The following is a 21,716-nucleotide window of genomic DNA, read 5'->3' on the forward strand; positions in this document are numbered from 1 at the left end:
TATGGATTTTGGCACTCAGTTTAATATTGCTCACATAGAGCCATGTACGCATATTTATGGCCCTGGTAAGCGCTTTACTATTTGGTTGCAAGGTTGCTCGTTGGCCTGCAGAAATTGTTGGAATAAAGACATGTGGCCAAGTAAGGCTAAGCAGTTACTCGAACGTGAGTTATTGCTACAGCGAATCTGCAATACGAAAAACATTGACGGCATAACCCTGCTAGGTGGCGAGCCAATGCAGCAAGCTGCAAATACACAATGGCTAATACAAACTCTACGCCAACAAACCGAGTTATCTATCATGGTTTATACCGGCTATGAACCTAGCGAGCTGGATCAAAAAGGGTTATGGGATACGCTCAGTGACCATGCAGATTTAATCATTGCGGGGCGTTATGATGAGACTTTACGAGACACCTATCAGCAATGGCGTGGTTCAAGCAATCAGCAGCTTATCTATCCAGTGAACTCGCGGTTAAAACAACAGGCTATTCAACTCAATGAAATGGAAATTATTATCTCAGAGCACGCTGGGGTAACAGTGTTGGGTTATCCCGATAGTAGTTAATTGAATTTTCAAAAAGCTTTCTGATTGATTAAATTCGTCGTTTGCCATCACTGGTTCTTAGTCATGAGTTGTAGTGATTGAAGTCGGTTCGTTTACCTCGGGGAAAATCAGCGAACACTATTGTATTACCGATGCTAAGTTTCGCGGGTTATTAAAGTCTGTGATGCAGAAGGTAACTACTTTGCAGGACAATACTTAAGGCAGTGGGTGGGTAATCCTCCCTTTTTTAAAAAAGGATAAAAGTAGAAGTTATGGCACCATCTATGGTGATTTATAGCGAAAACATGTATCTAGCCACAGGGCCGACCGCCGGGACAGTCTGAGGGTTCTAATGTAATGAACCATATTTAGGGATGAACCATCTATGCGATTTATACACACATCCGACTGGCATATCGGTCGGTTATTTCAGAACGTATCCTTGCTGGATGATCAGCTTCACGTATTAAAGCAAATCAAAAACTATGCCGTTCAGCACAATGTCGATGCGCTGGTGATTGCAGGAGATATCTTTGATCGCTCAGTGCCTCCGGCCGAAGCTGTGGATGCGCTAAACGTCTTTCTGGAAGATTTTACCCGCGATCTATCGATTCCCGTGATCATGATTTCAGGCAATCACGACAGTGCTAAACGGCTGCGTTTTGGTTCCCAATATATGCGCCAGGCAGGTTTGCACATCCTGGGTGATATTCGCGAAGTAGCTCAGCCGGTGCAGGTCGATACGGATAGCGGCCCAGTACACTTTTTTGGTTTGCCGTATCACGATCCGGTTGAGGTGCGTGAGGCGTATGGATGTGAAGTAAAAACCTATGACGAGGCACATACACATTTAGCAGAAATAGCACGCCAGGCAAGAACCCCAGGTATTCCTGCGGTTTTAATCAGTCACTGCTTTATAGACGGGGCGACAGAGAGTGATTCAGAACGTCCGCTGTCTATCGGCGGTGCGGATCGAGTTTCCTACCAGCCACTGACTTCATTTGATTATGTGGCGCTGGGGCACCTGCACGGGCCTCAATACAAAGGGGAAGAACACATCCGTTACAGTGGATCCCTGTTGAAGTACTCCTTTTCCGAACATCAACAGAACAAAGGTGTTTGTCTGGTTGAGTTGAACGACAAAGGGTTTGTTTCACAACAGCACCTTAAGCTGACCCCAAAGCACAACCTGCGGGTCATTGAAGGCGAGCTTGAGGATTTGATTCAGCAGGCGAAGAGCGATTCTGCGACGGAAGATTACATCTTGGCACGCTTAACCGATAAACATGATTTGCTCGACCCACTCGGGCGGTTACGTCTGGTTTATCCCAACACCTTGCAGATGGAACTGACACAATTTTCCATCAGCAGTGGTAGTAAACTTGTCGCTAATGTGGATAACGAGCGCAGCGAAGATCAGGTGTTTGCCGACTTTTTCACGCAGGTGATGGATACGGAGCTGACCGACGCGCAAACCGTGTTGTTACATGGAGTCATTATGGAAGCACGTACGGCTATGGAGGGCAAAGAATGAAATTGCAAAAACTAGAGATTCAGGCGTTTGGCCCCTTTGCAGGCAAAGAGACCATCAATTTTGCTGATCTGGGTGAGAACCCTCTGTTTCTGATTGACGGTCCCACAGGAGCTGGTAAATCTTCAATACTACATGCTATCTGTTATGCCCTCTATGGAGAGACAACTGATAAGGAACGTAAGGATTTAGGGCTTCGATGTGATCATGCTGATGCGGATACTCTGACGGAACTAGCTCTTGAGTTCAGTATTCGTGGAAAAACCTACCGCATTAAGCGGATACCCAGTCAGATGCGTCCCGCAAAAAAAGGGGGAGGCGAAACAGAAGAAAAACCTTCCGCCCATCTACGTCAGGTTCTTGCTGATGGCACTGAGGAAACGTTAGTTGCTAAAAAGGTCAGTGATGCTGACAAAGAAATCGTTAAAACAATCGGCCTGAGTGCCAGTCAATTCAAGCAGGTCATGGTTTTGCCACAAGGGCGGTTTCGCGAACTGTTGTTAGCCAATTCCAAGGACCGACAAACCATTCTTTCAACCCTGTTCCAGACCGAAATTTTTTCTGAGATAGAAAGGCTGCTGGCAGCCCGAGCGAGTGACATCGATAAAAAGCACAAAAAGTTTGAGGAGAACAAACAAGAGGCTTTGCTGGAGGTTCAGGTTACCGATCAGGCGGCGTTGGGTGAAGCAATTATTGAATCCGATGGGCTGTTGGGAGAGTGCACAAGGACTAAAGTTCAAGCGGATCAACACCGGCTAGAGGAAAATAATAAGCTCAAGGCGGCCAGCGATCTGCAGCTGCAGTTCGCTCAGCAAAAGCAAAAGCAGGATGCGCTTAATCGCTTGGTTATGGAGCGAGACAACAACGAAGTCAAACGGACGCAATACACACGTGCAGAACAGGCTACTGTGATTGCTCCGACCTGGCGTTCGGTGCAGGAGACCGGTAAGGATATACAGCAGAAAAATACCGATATTACTACGGCCAAGAGTGCCGGAGTTGAAGCCTTAGCCAAAACAAAAGCAGCTGAACAGGCGATGACGGCCGCCGGTACCGCCTACCAACAGCGAGATATTCTAAAACAGCGTGAAACACAGCTGGATGGATACCGAGGCATCCTCAGTCAATATGAACAATTGCAAACTACGGATCTCGCTGCCCATGCCAAACTCGAACAGGCTAAAACACAGCACGCCGCATTGGAAAGCGCTCTCGTTACTAAAGAACATGAGATAGAGCAGATCAAACTATCAATAGAGGCGCTGGGACAAAGCACCGCCCAGAAAGCTCAGATTACAGAGCAACAACTTTCCGCAAAGGCTCAACTGCTGTTGCGAAAGAATTTGGATCAAGCCAATACCGAACTCCAGCGATTACAGCTCGCTGAAAAAACAGCCCAAATAGCATTTACCGATTGTCTAGTTGAATATCAGAAAGCTGAAGAAAAAGCCGATAGGCTAGAACTGCTGTTGCGTAAAAATCAGGCGGCTCTGTTGGCTGAAAAATTGGGTGAAGATGAGCTTTGTCCTGTCTGCGGTAGCGCAGATCATCCTCAACTCGCTACTCGTTCTGAGGATGCCAGCGATATCGATCAGGATGGCGTTGATCAGGCGCGCAGCGAACAAAGTCGCGCGGCCACGGCCCGTAACGAAGCCGATAAGCAGCTTGAAAACAATAAGTCTGCAGTGATAGCCAAACAGACTGTTATTGTAGACTTAGTTACCCAATTGGGTGATGATGCGCAGCGCCACGTGAGTGATATGGAGCAGGCGCACGCGAGTCTCATATCTCAGCTCGACCAGATCGATAAAGATGAGAAATCACTTACGCAGCGCAAGCAGGATCAGAAAACGCAGGAAGCAGCGTTCAAAGTGACGACTGATGAATTAGCGGGTATTCAAAAGACACTCCCAGAACTGCACCAGAAGAAAACCCTGGCAGAAAGTGCTTTAAAAACGGCAGAAGCGAACCTGCCGGAACAGTACCGTTGCACTGACGCACTGGAAAAGGCGATCAAGGATACTAGTGCAGAGATTGAGCGGTTGGAAAAAGCATATAAGGCGGCTGAGGCGGCGTTAAATGCAGCGCAGCTCGCACAGGCCAATGCACAAGCGGCTATTAAGGGACATGGGCAGAACCTGATCGAACTTAACGATCGTTTACGCGTACGCACCGAAGAATGGCAGCAGACTTTGGATGCTAGCCCTTTCACCACCCAAGCGGAATTTGAGACGGCCCGATTGGATGACGCCTTAGTTACCCGTCTGCGCCAAGAGGTTAGTCATTATGACGATCAGCGCAAAGAACTCACCGCAGAGCTGGGACTGCTAGCGCAACAGCTACAGGGTAAACAGTTACCGGAGCTAGCAACGTTGCAGGCACAGGCCGAGGCGACGCAGACAGCCTTTGAAGCCGCAGACAGCGCCTGGACGGAAGCTAACAACCGATGCGTCTTGCTTAATCGTATTCACGAACGCATTCAGCAGCTAGAAGCGGACCAGCAACAGGTGCGTCAAGAATATGAGGTGATTGGCAATCTGGCTAAGGCCGCTTCCGGTAACGGCAAGGTACGGGTCAGTTTGGAACGCTTTGTGTTGGGGAATCTGCTCGATTCAGTGCTTAGTATTGCGAGTCAACGTCTTCGTATTATGAGCAAAGGGCAGTACAGCTTGGTGCGCCAGAACGAGGCCGAACAAAAGCGCAATACCACCGCGGGGCTCGACTTGGCAATTGACGACGCCCATTCCGGCAAGCCACGCCCCGTAGCGACCCTGTCGGGTGGCGAATCCTTTATGGCGTCGCTAGCACTCGCGCTGGGTTTGTCCGACGTGGTGCAGCAGCGTTCTGGGGGCATCCAGTTGGATACCCTGTTTGTGGATGAAGGCTTTGGCAGCCTCGATCAGGAATCCCTGCAATTGGCGATCAATACCCTGATCGATCTGCAATCCACCGGACGTACCATCGGCATTATTTCCCACGTATCAGAGCTTAAAGAACAGATGGCCCAACGTATCGACGTGGTTGGTTCGCGCAATGGCAGTTCCATACGTACCGTTGCCTAAATGAAACACAGATAACACCTCCCACAGCAAAAATTATCCAGCAAGAAGTGGCAGGTGAGTTTTGCTAAGTTAAGGGAGCGAGGTATGAGGCGATTTTTAAGTGTTCATGAAGTGGTTCATAACCTTTTCAATCTTGGTAGGGGGATGGTTTCAGCATCGAGCTATCGAAATTTCAGGGAAGGTGCGTTTAATGAATGAGTTAAGTGTACGTTTTCCTAACGAATCACTTACGTACTTGAATTCATTGATAGCGGACGATGTTCAGTGGATACCTCAAGAGCTTCAGCAGTGTCTAGATGCTATCAGGCAGTCGAATCCAATCCTCGTTAATGATCCAAGATAGGTGCGTTTAATAGAGATTTTTAGGCGTCGTGGTACGGCGTAGATGCCAAATATTTTGGAGTATTAAGGTGCGTATGCAATTATCCTATCCGGCTGTACATATATCTCGGAAGTGACTTGCACGCAGTGGCATGCCCATTTTTAAAAGGAATTTGATTAAATGCCAATTATTAGCAAAGAAGTGGTTACGGTAAAAAATATGTTGGAGATGCCGCTTGTTATTCCCGACTACCAACGGCCCTACAAATGGCTGGATAGCCATGTAAATCAGCTGTTTGACGACCTGCTCAATCATCGGTACAAAAATCGCTACCGGCTGGGAACAGTGGTGTTACATAAGGAGGCGCTAGAGGGCTCTGAGCAGGAGCTATCGATAGTCGACGGCCAGCAACGGCTGTTAACCCTGACGCTACTGTGCCATATGCTAGACAAGAACAAGCTATGCCAGCCAAACCTTCTGGAACAGGTATTTAGTTCACCAATCACGATCGAAAACCTTAGCCACAATGCTGCCGTGATCGACAGCCGCGCCAACCAGTTGAGCGAATCCGATCGCGAGTATCTTGTCGATTTTCTGCTTAATCGCTGTGAATTGATCTGCGTTAAACTTGATGACCTCAGCGAAGCGTTTCAGTTTTTCGACTCCCAGAATGCACGCGGTAAACCTCTTGAACCCTATGATCTGCTCAAGGCGTTTCACCTGAGAGAAATGGTAGACAACACCGAGCTGGAGCGCACTCAATGTGTTGCTATCTGGGAGAGCAAGATCAGCCCAGAACCGGGCAGTAAAGCAACCAGCCTGCACACCATTATGAGTGACAGTCTATTTCGCCTGCGTAGCTGGACAGCAGGAAGCTCTGGACGAGCATTCACCCGTCATCATATTAATGCCTTTAAAGGGGTCAACCTGCGTTCAACGCCATACCGGCATACCGAGACGTTGCGGGCGTTGGATTACATGGTCGACCAATACAATGCCGATAGCGTCAGGCATTGGGATCAGCAAACAATGTGTTATCCGTTTCAGATAGGTCAGCCTCTTCTCAACGGTAAGCGCTTCTTCGAGTATATCCAACACTACATCGCGACTTATGAAAATCTGTTCCTTCATGATAAATCGGAGCTTAAAGATCTCCTAAAAACCATCAACAACTATTCAGGCCGCAATCGCATTGGGGACCACTACGTGCGAACCTTATTCGAGTGCGCCGTGCTCTACTACTTTGACAAATTTGGTGATGTTGAACTGGAAAAAGTCGCCCAACGCTGTTTTATCTGGAGTTATAGCATTCGTCTGACAAAACAACGGGTCGCCCTAGAGTCCATCGATAACGAGGCGTTGGAAGACAATAGCTTATTAAAGACCATTCAGAAGGCACTACACCCTCATGAAGTACTGGCCTTTATTATCCCACCGCTGAATAAGTCGGAACTCAATGCCCCGAAGAACGTTCAGGGTTTAGTCGAAAAATTCACATCATTGGGGTATCTGCAGTCATGACCACAAAACAAGAATTTCAACAGGTAGCTGAGATTTCAGTTGCCGAATTGTTTCAGAAGGGTCAATACACTATACCTATCTATCAGCGGAACTACGCCTGGGGCGAGCCGGAAGTTGAGCAGCTACTACAGGATGTTATGGATGCTGCTACTCGTGACGATGAGCAATGCGGCAGTTATTACATCGGCAGTCTGGTGGCCTATCAACGTACGGATAACAGTTTCGAGATCATAGATGGTCAGCAGCGCCATACTACGTTGAGTATTCTGCTGTCGGTATTGAAGAATGAGTTTGCAGTAAATCTCGGTGGTATTCAGAAGATCAACCTAGGATTTGATAGTCGTGAGAAATCAGATCGAACGTTGCGGATGCTGTTCAATGGAGACAATCCTTCACCTGAGTTACAAGAGGAATCTGGAATCCGCTCTGCTTATGAAGTTGCCAGACGCTATCTACAAAGGGAAAAATCCAATCTGAACCTGTTTGCCCACTATCTACAAAATAAGGTCAAGATCCTGCGAGTCATCGTACCGGAAGGTACCGATCTTAATCATTACTTTGAGATCATGAATAACCGTGGCGAGCAATTAGAGAAACACGAAGTCCTCAAAGCCCGACTGATGAGTCAGCTCTCCGATGATGACGAGCGCAGCGCATTCGCCACTATTTGGGATGCGTGTACAGTGATGGATCGCTACGTTCAGCTCGGTATTAAATCGGATCTTAGAAAAACAGTTTTTGGCTCTGATTGGAAAACCTGCCCTGAGGAATTCGGTAGTCTTTGCAGTGCATTGACCATCAACAGCGAAGAGCAGAAAGGCACGGAAGCAAAATCGCTGGCATCGATTATTAACAAGCCACAGTTTCGCTCAAGCCAGAAAGAAAATAGCAAAGAAAGTCCGGGAACTTTCAGCTCTGTTATCAATTTCCCCAACTTCCTACTCCATGTTTTGCGGGTGACGACGGTCAAAGACATCCCCCTGGATGACAAACGGCTACTGGATACCTTCACAGAACATAACCCAGAGCCCCGCAAGTTCGTGCTTGATCTACTTAAGTGCCGGATGTTGTCTGATCGTTATGTCATCAAACGGGAAAATGAGGAAGACTGGAGTCTGAAGCGGCTTAAACGCTATAAGCGAGAAAAGGTGAGCTTGGGTTATGTAAACAGCTTTGCCGAAGACGCTGACAACCAACTGCTGATCATGTTGCTCTCGATGTTCCATGTTTCCTTCCCTACTCAAGTTTATAAACACTGGCTGAGTGGGGCGTTGTTCTACCTGTACCAAAATACTGACAGTAGTTTGACACTAGTTGGCGGAGGTTACATCCAATTCATGGAAGCCCTCAGCGATAGATTCCTCTATGGCCGATTTAGCTCGGCAGAACCCTTGGATTACTTCGAATTGACTTTTGGTAACCGAACATTATCTACAAGCTTCAATGTAGAGCATCTGAATCAGGGAACCCACGTTCAGAACTTTATCTTCAACCGCCTCGACTACCTGCTTTGGAAGCAGCTAAAAAACAAAGAGGTCTTTGATGGAGTTAATATGGACTATATCAGCAAGAGAGCAAAAGGATTTAGCTTTACTTTCCGCACCTCAGTTGAGCACTACTATCCACAACATCCGCTGAGCGGCATACCCATTACCACGTCAGATATTTTACCGAAGGGTATCGACTCCTTCGGAAACCTATGTCTGATCAGCCACCGTAATAACTCAAAGCTGAGCAACTACCTGCCAACGGCGAAGAAAGAGCACTATGAAAAAGCTACTGCTGTCGAGAGCCTGAAGCAGGTGTTCATGATGAGCTGTGACGACTGGGGTCCTGAGCATCCAGAAGTGATCGCCGAACACGAAGGTAAGATGGTGGAAGTGCTTTGTAGCTAGGTGTAATGGTCAGTCACTTCCCTTCTTTGAACTTAGTAGGTGTTTATTGATATTCGGCACTTTAGTTAATGAATAAAAAATATAGAGCGGGACTTCCTCCTTTTATTCCAAGGCCCGCACCGCTCATGCCGGCGGGATAATCTCCCTCTGCTATGGCACACAACAGAGAGAGTCTGTGTCACCGCATGTCGCGTCCACGCGAGGGGCGAAGCATAGGCAGCGACGCGCTTTAGATCTTTCACTTCTCGCTTCTGTAGATCAATGGATACTCAAAGCTAACGCTGGCTAATCATTAGCACAGAATCCGCACAGTCACGTTTTGCTGCCAACTCTAACGAATGCTGATCAATGTTGCATTGGTGTCATTTTTAGAACGGTCGGTAATCCAGCAGGCATTTTTCCTGTGATAGCCCCACAGTCAGCATCGAAAGGATGGGCGAGTATCTAGAAAAAGGTCCATTGTGTGATCTTTACACCTATATCGATCCAATCTAGTATCAATTTTGAATCAATACATGAATCAAAAATTATATATTAACGCATCGATAATTAAATAATAATGCATCAAAAAAATTGTAACTCGTTGATTTAAATTGATGCCTCTCGCTGTCAGCTTTGTAGCAGAATAGTTTTAAGCAAACGACAGAGCGGGAGCGCCCACTAATGAATATTTCAAAGCACGCGAGTGAACGAATAGAGCAACGTTCAATTCCACAGGTGGCAATTGATCTGATTCTTGACTGGGGAAAGGTTGAGCACCACCGGGGCAGCGAGGTTTACCACCTTGATAAAAAAGGTATGACACAAGTGAAGCGCTATTTGGGGCCTCTTTCCGAAGGGCCATTGGCTCAGTTAAAGAGCATCTATGTAGTCGTAGATTGTGGCACAGTCATTACTGTTGCTCGTAAGAACCAGCACTCGAAAAGGAACCGTCACTGATGAAGCATACAAGTGAAACAGGGAATGTTATCGCATTCCCAAAGCAGATCGACTTTGAGAGAAATCAGCGATTAGAAAAGAATGAAAAACAGTCTGAGCGTATGGCTCAGCTTCATAGCGCAGGAGAAGAAGCGTTTAATAATTTGATGGATTGGCGCAAAAAAATCCCCCTGGAAGATCGTGCCACGTTGGCTATGAATATGTGGGGGATTCTGTCGTATTATGACATTAAACCTAGAACGCTTTGGTCTCATGCATGGGAGGCATATCCGGACAAACATGCTTTTCGGCGTGATCTGTCTCGAATGACCCAGCGTAATCCAGAGTCGGCTACTAGTAAGTGCTTCATTGCAAATACAGCCACATGGATACGGACTCTCCGTTCTGTGCATCAGTATTTGGAGGCATCTTCGCGCGGCATATCACTAGAGTCTTTAGCTGATAAGCTTGCACGGGGTACACGCTTTCATCCATTAAAAGGGAGCATAAGTGATCAAGGCAAGCTGCGTTACTTATTGTCTGCGATTACGGAAAAGGTCAATGAAGAAACGGGGTTACTGTCGACCTATCGCAAGCTAGCTGAGTCGAAGGCGGAGCACCTGAGACGATACTATCGAGAAATAGGAGAGTCGGGCTTTTCCATGGATTACCCCGATATGGAAACCATTCGCTACTTTGCCAAGCAGATAGAGTTAACCGGTTTCGAGAGGCATGAAGAGTTGTACAATAAGCCGTTCAAGACTTTTTCTACTAACGATTGGAACTTGTTTTTCTCTTCGATAGACGAAAAAGAGCAGCCTGTTTGTAAGCATTTAAAGTGGGAGCTACAAACTTGGAATCGGATGATAGAAAAGCAAACGACATTGGTCAGGCGCAATATGGAAGCAGATTATTCCATCGCTTTTGATTTATATTATTTGCCTAGATTCTTTATTGGATACCACCTTCATTCTGCAGTTGAGCGAATTGTTCATCCAAATGACAGCGAGTTAAGTTATTTGTTTGAGAATTGCATCGATTCGAAAGGGCTTTGTCGACCTGATGATATTTCACTGGGTCCTGACCAGCTAAAGCATCCCAGTGAGAGGCCTGATGTCCATCACTTTGGCGAAACCTATCTTGTGCTGTATCCCGATACCGATTTATCTAAAATAATTCCTTATGTTTTTTATTATGCGGAAGAAGTATCTCAGTTCTTTCCTTATGAAGAGAGTCCATTCGACGAAGATTTTTTCTGTCAGCGGTTTGAAAAAGGGGAAGCTGCTATTGGCAAGACCATTTTGGAGACAATCGAAGAGAGCGTCGAAGAAGTCATCCAGTCGTTTAGAGAGACGGCCCCCTTCCTTAATCAGCATCCTTATATCGCCTGGAAAGGACAAAAAGAAAAGAAACTTGATGAGCATCTTCGAGCATTGCTTGGTGATGAACATCATTCAAGGACAGAGGTTTAATAAACATTATGATTATCCCTAAAACGTTTTTTCGTGTCTCTAACTCTTGCCTAATTGTCGAGGATAGCTGTGGTAAAGCCCGTATCCAAATGCCAGCAGGCCTTGGGGCGAGGTTAAGGCCCCGTCATGGCTTAGTTATCGCCGAGTGGAACGAGCAAGAACAGGTTGGTGAAGTATCCGGTATTGGCTTAGTGGTAGGAGTAAATCAAGCAGATAGCGAAGCAGAGCTTCAGTACTGTCCGGTAAATATCACGCTCAAGCCGAACCCGTCGGGAAGACGCTACTGGCGAAACCCCTTCTTAGGATTTGCTAAAGAGGTAGTTGGACGCTACATGCTCGAAGATCTTTTTCATGAGCAGTTCGAAGGAATGGAGGACCTGTCGTTTCAAGCCACAAGGTCAACTGGAGTCGATAGGGGTGGCGCCTGCACTGGCGGTTATGTGTACGTGCTTAAGTCAGATTACGGCTACAAAATTGGCAAAACGGTAAACATCAAAAGTCGGACTCGACTATTTGAAGTCAAGCTTCCATTCGTGACTGCGATTGAGTCATATGCATGGTTTGATGATTACACACAAGCTGAGTCGTCATTACACCGAAAATTTTCCGCTAAACGGACGGAAGGTGAGTGGTTCGACTTGGACTCAAATGATTTGAAATACATCAGCTCCCTTGGTGATCAAATCAGGATAGAAGGTTTATAAGTATCACGGGCGCTGAATAGAGAGAGTCTGTGTCACGCACATTTTTTACTACACTCAGGGGGTATGAGAGACAAGTCAGCACCGCGCTTTTCGCTCAATCACAAGCTCGACAGCCACGCAGGCGCCAGGGTGTTATGGGGGCTGAGAGTAGGATCCCCTCGGCTACCCGTATATGAACTCCATCTGTTGAGCAATGAAAATAACATAAATAGTAAACTACTTGCGTATATACGGCTTCTATTTGAGGGAGCTACCCTCTAGCCTTCGATGTTTTCGCAACTACCATCCTTTACGATTAGACAGCCTATAACGGCTTTCGGGTAGCACAGGTTTTTAGTAGTTTTCGTACCGTTGGGCTTCAAACCCCTTAACGAGTCCAAAAAAAGGTGAACTGGAAATTTAACCAGTGTGTGGTGTTGCCGCACAAAAGTCTCTCATTTGAAGTTTTAATGATAAGTCAACTGGCAAGAACGAAGATTGCGACTTAGAATGCTTATGAAAATATGATTTTGTGGGGTTTTTTAGGCAAGGAAGCTTGTTGTATTTTTGTAAAACGCGTGGTCAAGGTGTTTTCCGGAATATATCTAGTTCTGCAGAAGATCAGCATGATACCCTCAGCATTCATGCTTCCATCTATGCAAAAATCCTTACCTTTCGATTGGGGTTGATTCTGAGGCTTCTCCATATTCCCTTGTTTGAAATTATATGACTCTACGGTTTTTTATCGCACTTGGCTAAAAATAAGGCTGAGTAGATAATATTGGGGAGCACTAATTATATACCTCATAAAAGGAGTTAATAATGAGAACAGCATTTTTATTTTTAACTTCCACAAATGGACAGGGTACTAGTGTGTGTGAAGTACGCCCTCTATATTTGACCAATACGTGTAACGTTGGAACGCAAGATATCTACTAAGTATGATGTTAGCAATAGCTAATCTATTGAAAAATAGAACTTAATAATAGAAAAAGTTCCCCCGAAGGAATTCTCAAACAAGGAATTATGATGCTAGAGCTTCTTTTTCATTTATGGCCAAATTTCAGTTTATTGCTAGAACCTGGCACCCAAACAATGGAACTCAGTGTTTGGTTCTGGATTGGTATGATGGCAATTCTTGCGATTGCGGTCACCTCTGTCGTCTATCACTATTTTAGCTTTCGTTCTCGATATAAACAGGTTAAATCTCTAATTAAAGAGCTAGACAAAGCTAATCTAGCTTACATGCGCACAGAAACACTTGAAAAGGCACAGCAGACGAAAAGTAAACAAGTTGGTAGTTTGTGGAGGGAGTTTGACGAAAGTTTAGTTTTTTCGTCAGATCAGAAAAAATTATATAATACATTAGATGCTGAGCATTTTTTCAACAGTAGTACCTTAGCTTACGGTCTGTCGTCGAGTCGCCTTTTGGCTGCGACCCCTTCTTTTTTAACTGCCATTGGTGTTTTAGGGACTTTCATTGGTTTGACCATTGGTCTTACCGACCTCCAGGTAAGTACATCCGATGTTGATGATCTTAAGAAAGGTGTGGCTTCAATGATTAATGGAGCTGCGGTGGCTTTTATGACTTCGGTTTGGGGAGTTAGCTCCAGTTTGTTTTTGAATGTATTTGAAAAGTTGTTTGAGCGTAGCGCTTTGGGGAGTATTAACCGGCTACAGCATGAAATTGATTTTTTATATCCTCGTCTACCCGCTGAACAGGCTTTAGTGGAAATAGCTGATTCTAGTAGAGAGACTAAAGAAGCGTTGCAGGAACTGCATGAACGTATAGGTGACCGTTTTCAAGAAACGGTATCAGGTATAAGCGATTCGATGCAGACGGCTTTTACGGATGCTCTTAATAATGTAATGGCACCGGCATTAAAGACACTTGCAGAACAAGCGGGTCAACAGTCTTCTGATGTGTTAGAAAAACTCGCTAGTAATTTTATGGGGAGTATGGAAACAGCCGGTACTCAGCAAGGGGAGATGATGGATAAAGCCGCATCTGATGTTAGTTCTGCTGTATCGTCAATGGCAATAAAAATGGATCTGTTATTTAACACATTAACAGAACAGCAAAATAGAGACCGTGCACATACGGAACAATACTCTCGTGAATTTGCAGAACAATTGAAGAATCATCGGGCAGAGGCCACTCATAGCCAAACAGAAATGGAAACTTGTTTTAACGGACTTATGCAGAGTTTAACTAACCAGTTATCTGATCAGTTAGGTGCGGCAGAGAAGCATGATCAGGAACGTCAAAATATATTCAATTCTGTCCTTAAAGAAAGCACTGCGAGTCAGAGGGATTTGCTAGCGAGTCAGCTCGAAGCTGTTAATGATCGTGACGTGAAGAGAGCAGCCCATATTTCACAAGTACAGCGAGAACTCGTTACTCAGCAGCAGTCAATGATTAGTACTTTTAGCGCTGCATCTTCAGATCAACTGAATCGTATGGAAGAAGTGACGGGGTTACAGCAGAATAATCTTGAAAAGGTATTTCAAAAAACCATATCGAATTTGGATAATCAAATAACTTCTCACAATGAAGCAGCTCAACAGCGAGAAACAGAACTACAGCAACGGTTCCAAAATCAATTAGAACAAATAGTATCTGAACAGCACCAGTTGATGAAAGTAGTCTCTGAAGGGGTTAGTGTGACTCAAAAGCAGATGCTACAAATGGCAGATCAGCATCAGGTACTTATAAAAGAGCTGAGTACAGCAGCTGGCGCCGCTGAACGTAGTAGTCAGAATATGAGTAATAGTTCTAATCAGTTAAGTATGCTTTCTTCAAACCTTAAGCAAGTTACCGACGTACTAGATATCCGCCTTAAAGCCGTAACAGATAGTATTGAAGGTGCCTCTCAGCAGAATCATGAACTTGCCTCGCAGGTCAGAGAGCAAGCTTCTTCCCTGGAAATGCTTCAAACATCATTAAATGAGGCGACTCAACATTTCGAGTCTGCGGCTAAAGTTGCGCATGAAGGATTCAGTCATCTCGGTACACATCAACAGGCTTTCTTAGAAGGTGTTCGGCACGAGTTTGATAACTTGGGCGGTTCTTTGCGTACTCAAGTAGAAGGTATAGAAAAACAGGCTGAGGAATGGCTGCGAAGTTATTCCGATGAGGTTCGCCAGCAGGTAACTGAGAGAATGGAACTTTGGAATGAGACAACCATGGCATTTGCTGATGAAATGAAACGAACAGTTCATGCTATTAGCGGTATTGTCGATGATTTGGAGAAACGTTAATGCGTATGCGTTTTTCAAAGAAACCTTCTGTAGATGAAGATAACCCGTATTGGATATCTTTTTCGGACATTATGTCATCATTACTAATTATCTTTATTCTTGCAGCGGTCGTTCTTATTGTTCAGCTTATGGAAATTCAAGAAAAATTAGAGGAACGGCAACAGAAATTTACGCAGGAAGTAGAGTTTCTGAAGGAAGCAGAAGGTGTTCGTAGAACAATTCTCCAAGAAGCAGCAGAGATGTTAATTAAGCGTGGTATTCAGGTTAGCGTTAGTGAAAATGAAACTGTACTGAGTATTTCAAATGACATATTGGGCTTCAAGACTGGTGCATATGAGGTGGGGTTGCGTTATCAGTCTACTGCATTGCAAATAGGAGAAGTACTTAGTGAAGTCATTAGGTCTGGGAACCGGTCTGACTATTTGGATACAATCTTTATTGAAGGTCATACTGATGATCGACCCACCGCTGGATTTATGGGGAAAGGAAACTGGGGGTTATCAGCCTTTAGAGCCATTTCTCTCTGGCAGTTTTGGGATAAAGCATTGCTTCCAGGAAGTCAGCTGGATGAGCTGAGAAACAAAGAACTATTACCGTTGTTCTCGGTAAGTGGATATGCTGAAACACGTCCAGTGACAGATAAGCAGGAAACTGAAGAAGAGTATAGCCTGAATCGGCGGGTAGATATTCGTTTTACGATACGTCGTCCTAATAGCGCTGATTATGAAGCGCTATTAGGACGACAGCGATCCAGGAGCATCCAGTGAACTTGCCTCCACTGTGTTTTCAATTTAGAACATTGGGCCTATCCGGATGGCAGAGTCTTATTTCTGATACTCGTATTATTCAAGATCAAGTTGGGCACAGTGACGTATTTCTGCGGATCTGTGAGGAATTAAAAAAACTGGATCTCCATGCATCTTCTATCCGTCTAGAAACACTTCTTAAGAGCCGGGTAGCGGCTAGAGCGATTACATTTCTTTGGCTTGAAGATGATCAGTTTAGGGAAAAGTCGCTGAAAGCCGGAGTAATAGATATTTTAATTAATGCTCAACAACCTCGCCTTGGAAGAGTACCTTTACTGAATTTAATACAATTATATTTCCAGTTTTTCGACCAACTAGAGCCAGAAAATAACTCGTCTAAAATAGGAGTGTTGAAGGCGTTTGAGAGACAGTTAAGAACACAGTTTTCGAAATTGCCAGAACCAAAAACTGATGAAAAAATTGATTTTCTACATACATTAAAAAAAGAAGGATATTGGATCCTAGCACTTGATGGACCTAAAGCGTTGGTTCAGCGTGCTCTCAATGAGCATAAAGAGCTTGATGAGATTTTCACATTCTTTTGTATATCAGGGTTTGATGGTGGTCGATACGGAGATGTTTGTCGAGCCCATTACTATTTAGATGTCCTACGTACCTTACCTGTGGGAAGTGTTCATGAGGTCTTTTCTGAGCTGTTAAAACCAAGAGTATGTAGAGCTCCCTTTGAAGGTAGTCGTCGCATAGGCCACGCCGCTTTAGAAATTCTTATCGACAGAGTAGCAGAAGATCCTGGGTCTGCTTGGCAAGATTTTATTATTAACATGGCAGGAGACCCCCGTATAGCTAGCTCTGCTCCAAACTTCCGCCAATGGTGGTTACCGTTAGGTGAATCGCGGATTGAAAAAGTACGAAGTTGGTTGTCGAAGGAAGATTTAAAACTTTTCCTGCAAGCTGTAGAGCAATACGGTGTCGTGACTGGTAAAGATGATTTACAAAGAATGTTTCCTGCGAGAAAATTATTTCTTGAGGGGTTATATAAATTAAAGATTATAAGAAGTACGCGTTTAATGCTTGGTAAGACAGCAGCCGGTATAGTTAAACGAATACTCGGAGATGAATTAAAAACAAGTTATGTGAAACTTGATGGGGTGTTGGCAGATAAAGCGATTATTTATTTAGATTGCGGTGACTTTTTTCTGATAGAAGGATCCCATAGTTTCAGGCTTTGGGCTTATTTAGCACAGCCTAGTGACCTGCTAACCTCTTATGATATAAAGCTATTAACGTATGGAGAGCTAATTCATCGTATTCCACAAGATTACAGTAATAAATATCCGGGTTTGCCGTTTATAGATGTGGTACATAATTCAAGTTGGCAAAGAAAAGTAATTGATTTTCTGGCAAGTAACGGTATAGGTCTTGATATAGAGGAATTGCTAAGCTCAAAAGATTATAAGTATTATATTTCCGCATTTGGGTACCCTACTGTAAGCAAAAAAACAGATGATATTTTAGGGTTGTCTATGAATTACGTGGATGTTAAATCATCCGATAAGTTAAAAATAAATGGTAGTTTTTCTGAAAAAATCATTAATAATGAGGCAGTTTTTGAAAATAAAAAAATAACTATATCGGAGAAAATGACTGATTTTGAAATTTCATATACTGCAGCGAAACTATTAGAGTACTTGAAGCAAAATGAAATATTTGATACAACGTACTCCGGCTTAAATTTAGGTTTTACTCAGAGAGAAGTGTTAAGTTGTATTAATAATGAGCTCTCTGGCTTGGTAGAAAAGAATGCTGATGGATATTGGGTTTTAAAAAATAAAGAAAGTTCTGGTACTGAAATTAATAAGTCAAAGATTGTAAATGATTTTGAGTTTGAAGAAAAGATATTGAAATGTATATACTTAAATCCAGGGTGCCAGATTTCTAAGATTTCTAAAATTCTTGAAACTGAAGAAAAAATAATAAAAAGATATATTCATGGTTCTATATCGAAATATTTAAGACAAAATTATGAGTTTTGTTGGTATCTACGCAGATCCGGTATCAAGAAGTATAATTTAGATAATTTTAGACCACCTGTAGAATCAAATAAAAATGATACTTTAGGTTCTAGTTACTCTTCAAAAGTTTTTCATGAAGATGCAGTTAATGAAAATAAAAAAATAACTATATCAGAGAAAGTGGCTGATTTTAAACTTTCATACCCTGCAGCTAAAATATTAGAATACTTGAAACTTAATAAGAGATTTGATTCAAAGTTCTCCGATTTCGGTTTAGGTATTAATCAAAGAGTGGTGCTGAGTTGTATTAACAATGAACTCTCTGAGTTGGTAGAACAAAATATTGATGGGTATTGGGTTTTAAAAAATAAAGAAAGTTCTGGTGCTGAAATTAATAAGCCAAAGATTGTAAATGATTTTGAAATTGAAGAAAAGATATTAAAATGTATATACTTAAACCCAGGGTGCCGGATTTCCACAATTTCTGAAATTATTAAAGTTGAAGAGATAACGATAAGAAGTTATGTTCTTGGTTCTATATCGAAATATTTAAGACATGATAATGCTTTTTGTTGGTCTTTACGCAGTTCCCATACGCCCGGTATCGGGAAATATAATTTTAAGGAATTGTGATGAGCGTTAAATCGTTATTGCTCTCTTTTTTGGGCGTGTCTAAAAGTATTTCGTCTTCTGATTATGGTGCCGGTTTTGATTATGTTGCAGATATAAGCGGCGTTAATTTTTTCTTAGATAAAAAATATTATGATAGTGTGCTTAAAGGTAGCGGTCTTCCATTAGAGACTATGCAGTTAGTGGTTTTTCGCATGCTCGAAGAGCAAGATCTGGCAACCGCCTTTCCTAATGGGTTTATGATTTCTTCGGAGGTTGTTGCAGGTTTAGATGACGAGCAGGCGGATATATTAGGGATCCATAGGCGCTATCCAGGACAGTTTACTTCAGCAATTAGTGGCCATACTGGAAAAAGTAGTTTTAAAGTTAATTTGAGTGCTTTTTATAATGAAAAAAATGAGCCTTTTCGTAGGAAAGGGCCTTTTATTTATTTTGGTACTAAAAAGATTTACAGGCTGACATCTTCTGAATTGATGGGCATAACTGCTGTAGAAAACCATCAATCATTACCTGTTGAGGAGCGAGGTACAACGGCCAATTTAAGAATGATGGCTTTATTACAGATGGCTGAGCGTAGCGGCATGAGAATTGATTTGAGTCATTTTGATCGTCTTGATGTATCAATTCCTAACGAAGTCGGTGTTTTAGTTACACGTATGCCTGACGGAAGTTTAGAGCTGTGTCCGAGTTTAGGCACAGGTATTACCCCTGATCATTTAGAAAATCGTTGGCAGCAATTAGACCTCAGCGGATCCGATGGGGTATTGCGTATTAACAACAAGATTGTACTGATTGAACCTAAAAGAATGGATGCTCTAAGAGAGGTTATGAGCAACAGACGAATTCCAGCGGATAAAGTTGAGGACTTTATTACTTCACCAAGTGCTTTTCTTGATGCCTCTTTAGTTAATCTGGACTTGGGTTTTTCTTTGAGGGTGCTAGGTGCTGGTAAGCTTCGGCACATGGATTTTGGGGGATTAGACGATAAAAAGAGAGATTGGTTTACTACGAGAATGGCCTCAGAACCAATCGAACGCTTAAAGTTTTTAATTAAATCTAATGACGACGTTGATGAATTTGTTAAACAATTAAAAGTGGCTAAATCGCAAGGCGCCGATTCAATGGAGTTTGCTGGGGAACTAATTGATATCAGTGATGATGATCGTATTGATGTTGTAGTTAAAGAAATGATTCATCAGATTAGTAATAAGGTAGATCAAATTAAACCTGATAGCTATCTGCCAAATGATAATAATTCTAAAGAAAAGGTGAGTATTGTATTAAGAGAGGCGGATGAGATTTCTAGTTCTCTGATTTTAAAATCTAATCAGTTGAATGAAGTCAATAAACCAGATTGGGAAAGTTATGCCAGAGCTCCTTACCCTCATCAGAAGGAGGGGATAGATTGGATTTTATCTCTTCTAGAGTCTGCTTTAACTGATGATCATGACGATTTATATCGTTTACAGGGTGCTCTTTTGGCCGATGATATGGGGTTAGGCAAAACATACATGACTCTTGTTGCTCTTAGAGAGTATCTTAATCGGCAGAAAAGATACGGAAAACCAGAAAAGCCCATGTTGGTTATAGCACCGTTAAGTCTTTTGGAAAACTGGGAACAAGAAGTTCAAAATACCTTTAGTACGATACCTTTCCGCGACATTGTCGTTCTTCAGTCTGGACGAGACTTGAAGAAATACAGAATTCAAGGGTCCGACAGAGAATCTGTTCAACTAGCCTCGGCCTTAAATGCAGAAGGGCAGCTGTCGAATGACGCTATACGATATGCTTTACAAGTAGGACCTGAATCAGGCGTTAATCGATTGGATATGGATCGTCGATTAGTCCTTACTACCTACCAAACACTCCGCGATTATCAGTTTTCTCTTTGTGTTATTGACTGGGGAATTGTAATTTTTGACGAAGCTCAGAATATTAAAAACCCCAACACTCTGCAAACAAGAGCGGCCAAGGGCTTGAAGGCAGATTTTAAGTTATTAGCTACAGGAACTCCTGTAGAAAATAGCCTAGCAGATTTTTGGTGTTTAATAGATACCGCGCAACCTGGGTTACTAGGAAGTTGGGCACACTTTCGCGATACTTGGGTAAAGCCTATTACCGAAGCAGATGATGAAAATCGAGATCATATCAGAGCAACTGTTGGAACTGAATTACGAGAAGCCGTAGGTCGGTTCATGCTACGCCGTGTTAAAGAAGATCAACTTAAAGGGTTACCAGGTAAGTTTATTTATAGTGGCATTTGTCAATCAGCGGGTAGTTTAATTTCTGTAAAAGATGACCTCGCTAAAATGATGAGTGGTCAACAGCTACAAGTATATGACTCAGTTTTGGAAGAGTACAGAGTCAAGAGTAGTACGGAGGATATGAGAGGGCAGGCACTGACAACTTTGCAAAAATTAAGGAGCATTTCTTTACATCCTCGGCTTCATGATACTGCTTCGTTATTATTGGCGAGCTCGCCTAAACATGCGGTAGCGCTAATAAATGAATCAGGGAAATTAAAAGTTCTGTTAGATGTTCTTGAACAGATAAAGGCTAAAAGGGAAAAGGTAATTCTCTTCATGGTAACTAAGCAGTTGCAACGCTTATTGAAAATGTGGCTAGATAAAATTTATGGTTTAAATATCCATGTTATTAATGGTGATACCGCCGCCGTACAAAAAAAAGCTGATGATCTCACACGAAAAAGTATGATTGAACAATTTGAGTCCGTCACTGGGTTTAACATAATAATCATGTCGCCGATTGCGGCAGGAGTAGGTCTGACTGTTGTTGGTGCGAACCATGTTGTTCACCTTGAAAGGCATTGGAATCCTGCGAAAGAAGCTCAAGCTACAGATAGAGTTTATAGAATAGGGCAAACAATAGATGTACATATCTATCTTCCCGCAGTTTTGCATCCTGAGTTTGACTCGTTTGATGTTCATCTTGATCGATTATTGAATGGAAAAATTGTACTTAAAGATGCAGTGATTACTCCTGATATTGTCAGTGAAACAGACATGATTAAATCAATGGGCTTGTAGATAATGTTATTAACATAGCGAGAAGACAAAATGGTAAGAAGTGCTAGA

General features: G+C 43.2%; 12 protein-coding genes. All 12 read left to right on the forward strand.

Annotated features, from left to right (window positions below):
• Position 1 precedes the first annotated feature (1 nt).
• The 12 genes from BM099_RS14620 to BM099_RS14680 all read left to right on the forward strand — a co-directional run bounded on the left by BM099_RS14620 (position 2) and on the right by BM099_RS14680 (position 21,668).
• A complete protein-coding gene (locus BM099_RS14620; RefSeq protein WP_177201198.1) occupies positions 2 to 568 on the forward strand; it encodes a 4Fe-4S single cluster domain-containing protein in 567 nt (188 codons plus the stop codon).
• A 364-nt stretch (positions 569 to 932) separates the two neighbouring features.
• Complete coding sequence (locus BM099_RS14625; protein ID WP_090728876.1) at positions 933 to 2,081, forward strand: exonuclease SbcCD subunit D; 1,149 nt, start codon at positions 933 to 935, stop codon at positions 2,079 to 2,081.
• Positions 2,078 to 5,140 (forward strand): AAA family ATPase, encoded by a 3,063-nt coding sequence (locus BM099_RS14630; protein WP_090728877.1) that lies wholly within the window; start codon positions 2,078 to 2,080, stop codon positions 5,138 to 5,140. The genes BM099_RS14625 and BM099_RS14630 overlap by 4 nt, the downstream gene beginning before the upstream one ends.
• 502 nt (positions 5,141 to 5,642) lie before the next feature.
• The gene (locus BM099_RS14640; RefSeq protein WP_090728879.1) at positions 5,643 to 6,983 is read left to right on the forward strand and encodes a DUF262 domain-containing protein; all 1,341 of its coding nucleotides are present in this window, start codon (positions 5,643 to 5,645) and stop codon (positions 6,981 to 6,983) included.
• Entirely contained in the window at positions 6,980 to 8,878 is a 1,899-nt protein-coding gene (locus BM099_RS14645; RefSeq protein WP_090728880.1) for a DUF262 domain-containing protein, read from the forward strand. Before BM099_RS14640 ends, BM099_RS14645 begins: the two co-directional genes overlap by 4 nt.
• Positions 8,879 to 9,541: 663 nt before the next feature.
• Complete coding sequence (locus tag BM099_RS14650) at positions 9,542 to 9,817, forward strand: hypothetical protein (RefSeq protein WP_090728881.1); 276 nt, start codon at positions 9,542 to 9,544, stop codon at positions 9,815 to 9,817.
• Entirely contained in the window at positions 9,817 to 11,268 is a 1,452-nt protein-coding gene (locus tag BM099_RS14655) for a hypothetical protein (protein ID WP_090728882.1), read from the forward strand. Before BM099_RS14650 ends, BM099_RS14655 begins: the two co-directional genes overlap by 1 nt.
• A gap of 8 nt (positions 11,269 to 11,276) precedes the next feature.
• Positions 11,277 to 11,972, forward strand: a complete 696-nt coding sequence (locus tag BM099_RS14660) for a GIY-YIG nuclease family protein (RefSeq protein ID WP_090728883.1) — start codon at positions 11,277 to 11,279, stop codon at positions 11,970 to 11,972.
• A gap of 1,008 nt (positions 11,973 to 12,980) precedes the next feature.
• On the forward strand, positions 12,981 to 15,212 hold the full coding sequence (gene zorA / locus BM099_RS14665) for an anti-phage ZorAB system protein ZorA (RefSeq protein WP_090728884.1): 2,232 nt from the start codon (positions 12,981 to 12,983) through the stop codon (positions 15,210 to 15,212).
• Positions 15,212 to 15,979 (forward strand): OmpA/MotB family protein, encoded by a 768-nt coding sequence (locus BM099_RS14670; RefSeq protein WP_090728885.1) that lies wholly within the window; start codon positions 15,212 to 15,214, stop codon positions 15,977 to 15,979. Before zorA ends, BM099_RS14670 begins: the two co-directional genes overlap by 1 nt.
• On the forward strand, positions 15,976 to 18,624 hold the full coding sequence (locus BM099_RS14675; protein ID WP_177201199.1) for an EH signature domain-containing protein: 2,649 nt from the start codon (positions 15,976 to 15,978) through the stop codon (positions 18,622 to 18,624). Before BM099_RS14670 ends, BM099_RS14675 begins: the two co-directional genes overlap by 4 nt.
• Positions 18,624 to 21,668: a DEAD/DEAH box helicase gene (locus tag BM099_RS14680; protein ID WP_090728887.1), complete on the forward strand. Its 3,045-nt coding sequence runs from the start codon at positions 18,624 to 18,626 to the stop codon at positions 21,666 to 21,668. The genes BM099_RS14675 and BM099_RS14680 overlap by 1 nt, the downstream gene beginning before the upstream one ends.
• The last annotated feature ends 48 nt before the right edge of the window (positions 21,669 to 21,716 follow it).

The sequence above is a fragment of the Neptunomonas qingdaonensis genome, from assembly GCF_900113275.1.
Taxonomy (GTDB): domain Bacteria; phylum Pseudomonadota; class Gammaproteobacteria; order Pseudomonadales; family Balneatricaceae; genus Neptunomonas; species Neptunomonas qingdaonensis.

Coding starts and splice junctions, on each gene's coding strand:
- BM099_RS14640 (WP_090728879.1), top strand. CDS start 5,643: ATGCCAATTATTAGCAAAGAAGTGGTTACGGTAAAAAATATGTTGGAG.
- BM099_RS14680 (WP_090728887.1), top strand. CDS start 18,624: ATGAGCGTTAAATCGTTATTGCTCTCTTTTTTGGGCGTGTCTAAAAGT.
- BM099_RS14655 (WP_090728882.1), top strand. CDS start 9,817: ATGAAGCATACAAGTGAAACAGGGAATGTTATCGCATTCCCAAAGCAG.
- BM099_RS14630 (WP_090728877.1), top strand. CDS start 2,078: ATGAAATTGCAAAAACTAGAGATTCAGGCGTTTGGCCCCTTTGCAGGC.
- BM099_RS14645 (WP_090728880.1), top strand. CDS start 6,980: ATGACCACAAAACAAGAATTTCAACAGGTAGCTGAGATTTCAGTTGCC.
- BM099_RS14670 (WP_090728885.1), top strand. CDS start 15,212: ATGCGTATGCGTTTTTCAAAGAAACCTTCTGTAGATGAAGATAACCCG.
- zorA (WP_090728884.1), top strand. CDS start 12,981: ATGCTAGAGCTTCTTTTTCATTTATGGCCAAATTTCAGTTTATTGCTA.
- BM099_RS14650 (WP_090728881.1), top strand. CDS start 9,542: ATGAATATTTCAAAGCACGCGAGTGAACGAATAGAGCAACGTTCAATT.
- BM099_RS14660 (WP_090728883.1), top strand. CDS start 11,277: ATGATTATCCCTAAAACGTTTTTTCGTGTCTCTAACTCTTGCCTAATT.
- BM099_RS14625 (WP_090728876.1), top strand. CDS start 933: ATGCGATTTATACACACATCCGACTGGCATATCGGTCGGTTATTTCAG.
- BM099_RS14620 (WP_177201198.1), top strand. CDS start 2: ATGGATTTTGGCACTCAGTTTAATATTGCTCACATAGAGCCATGTACG.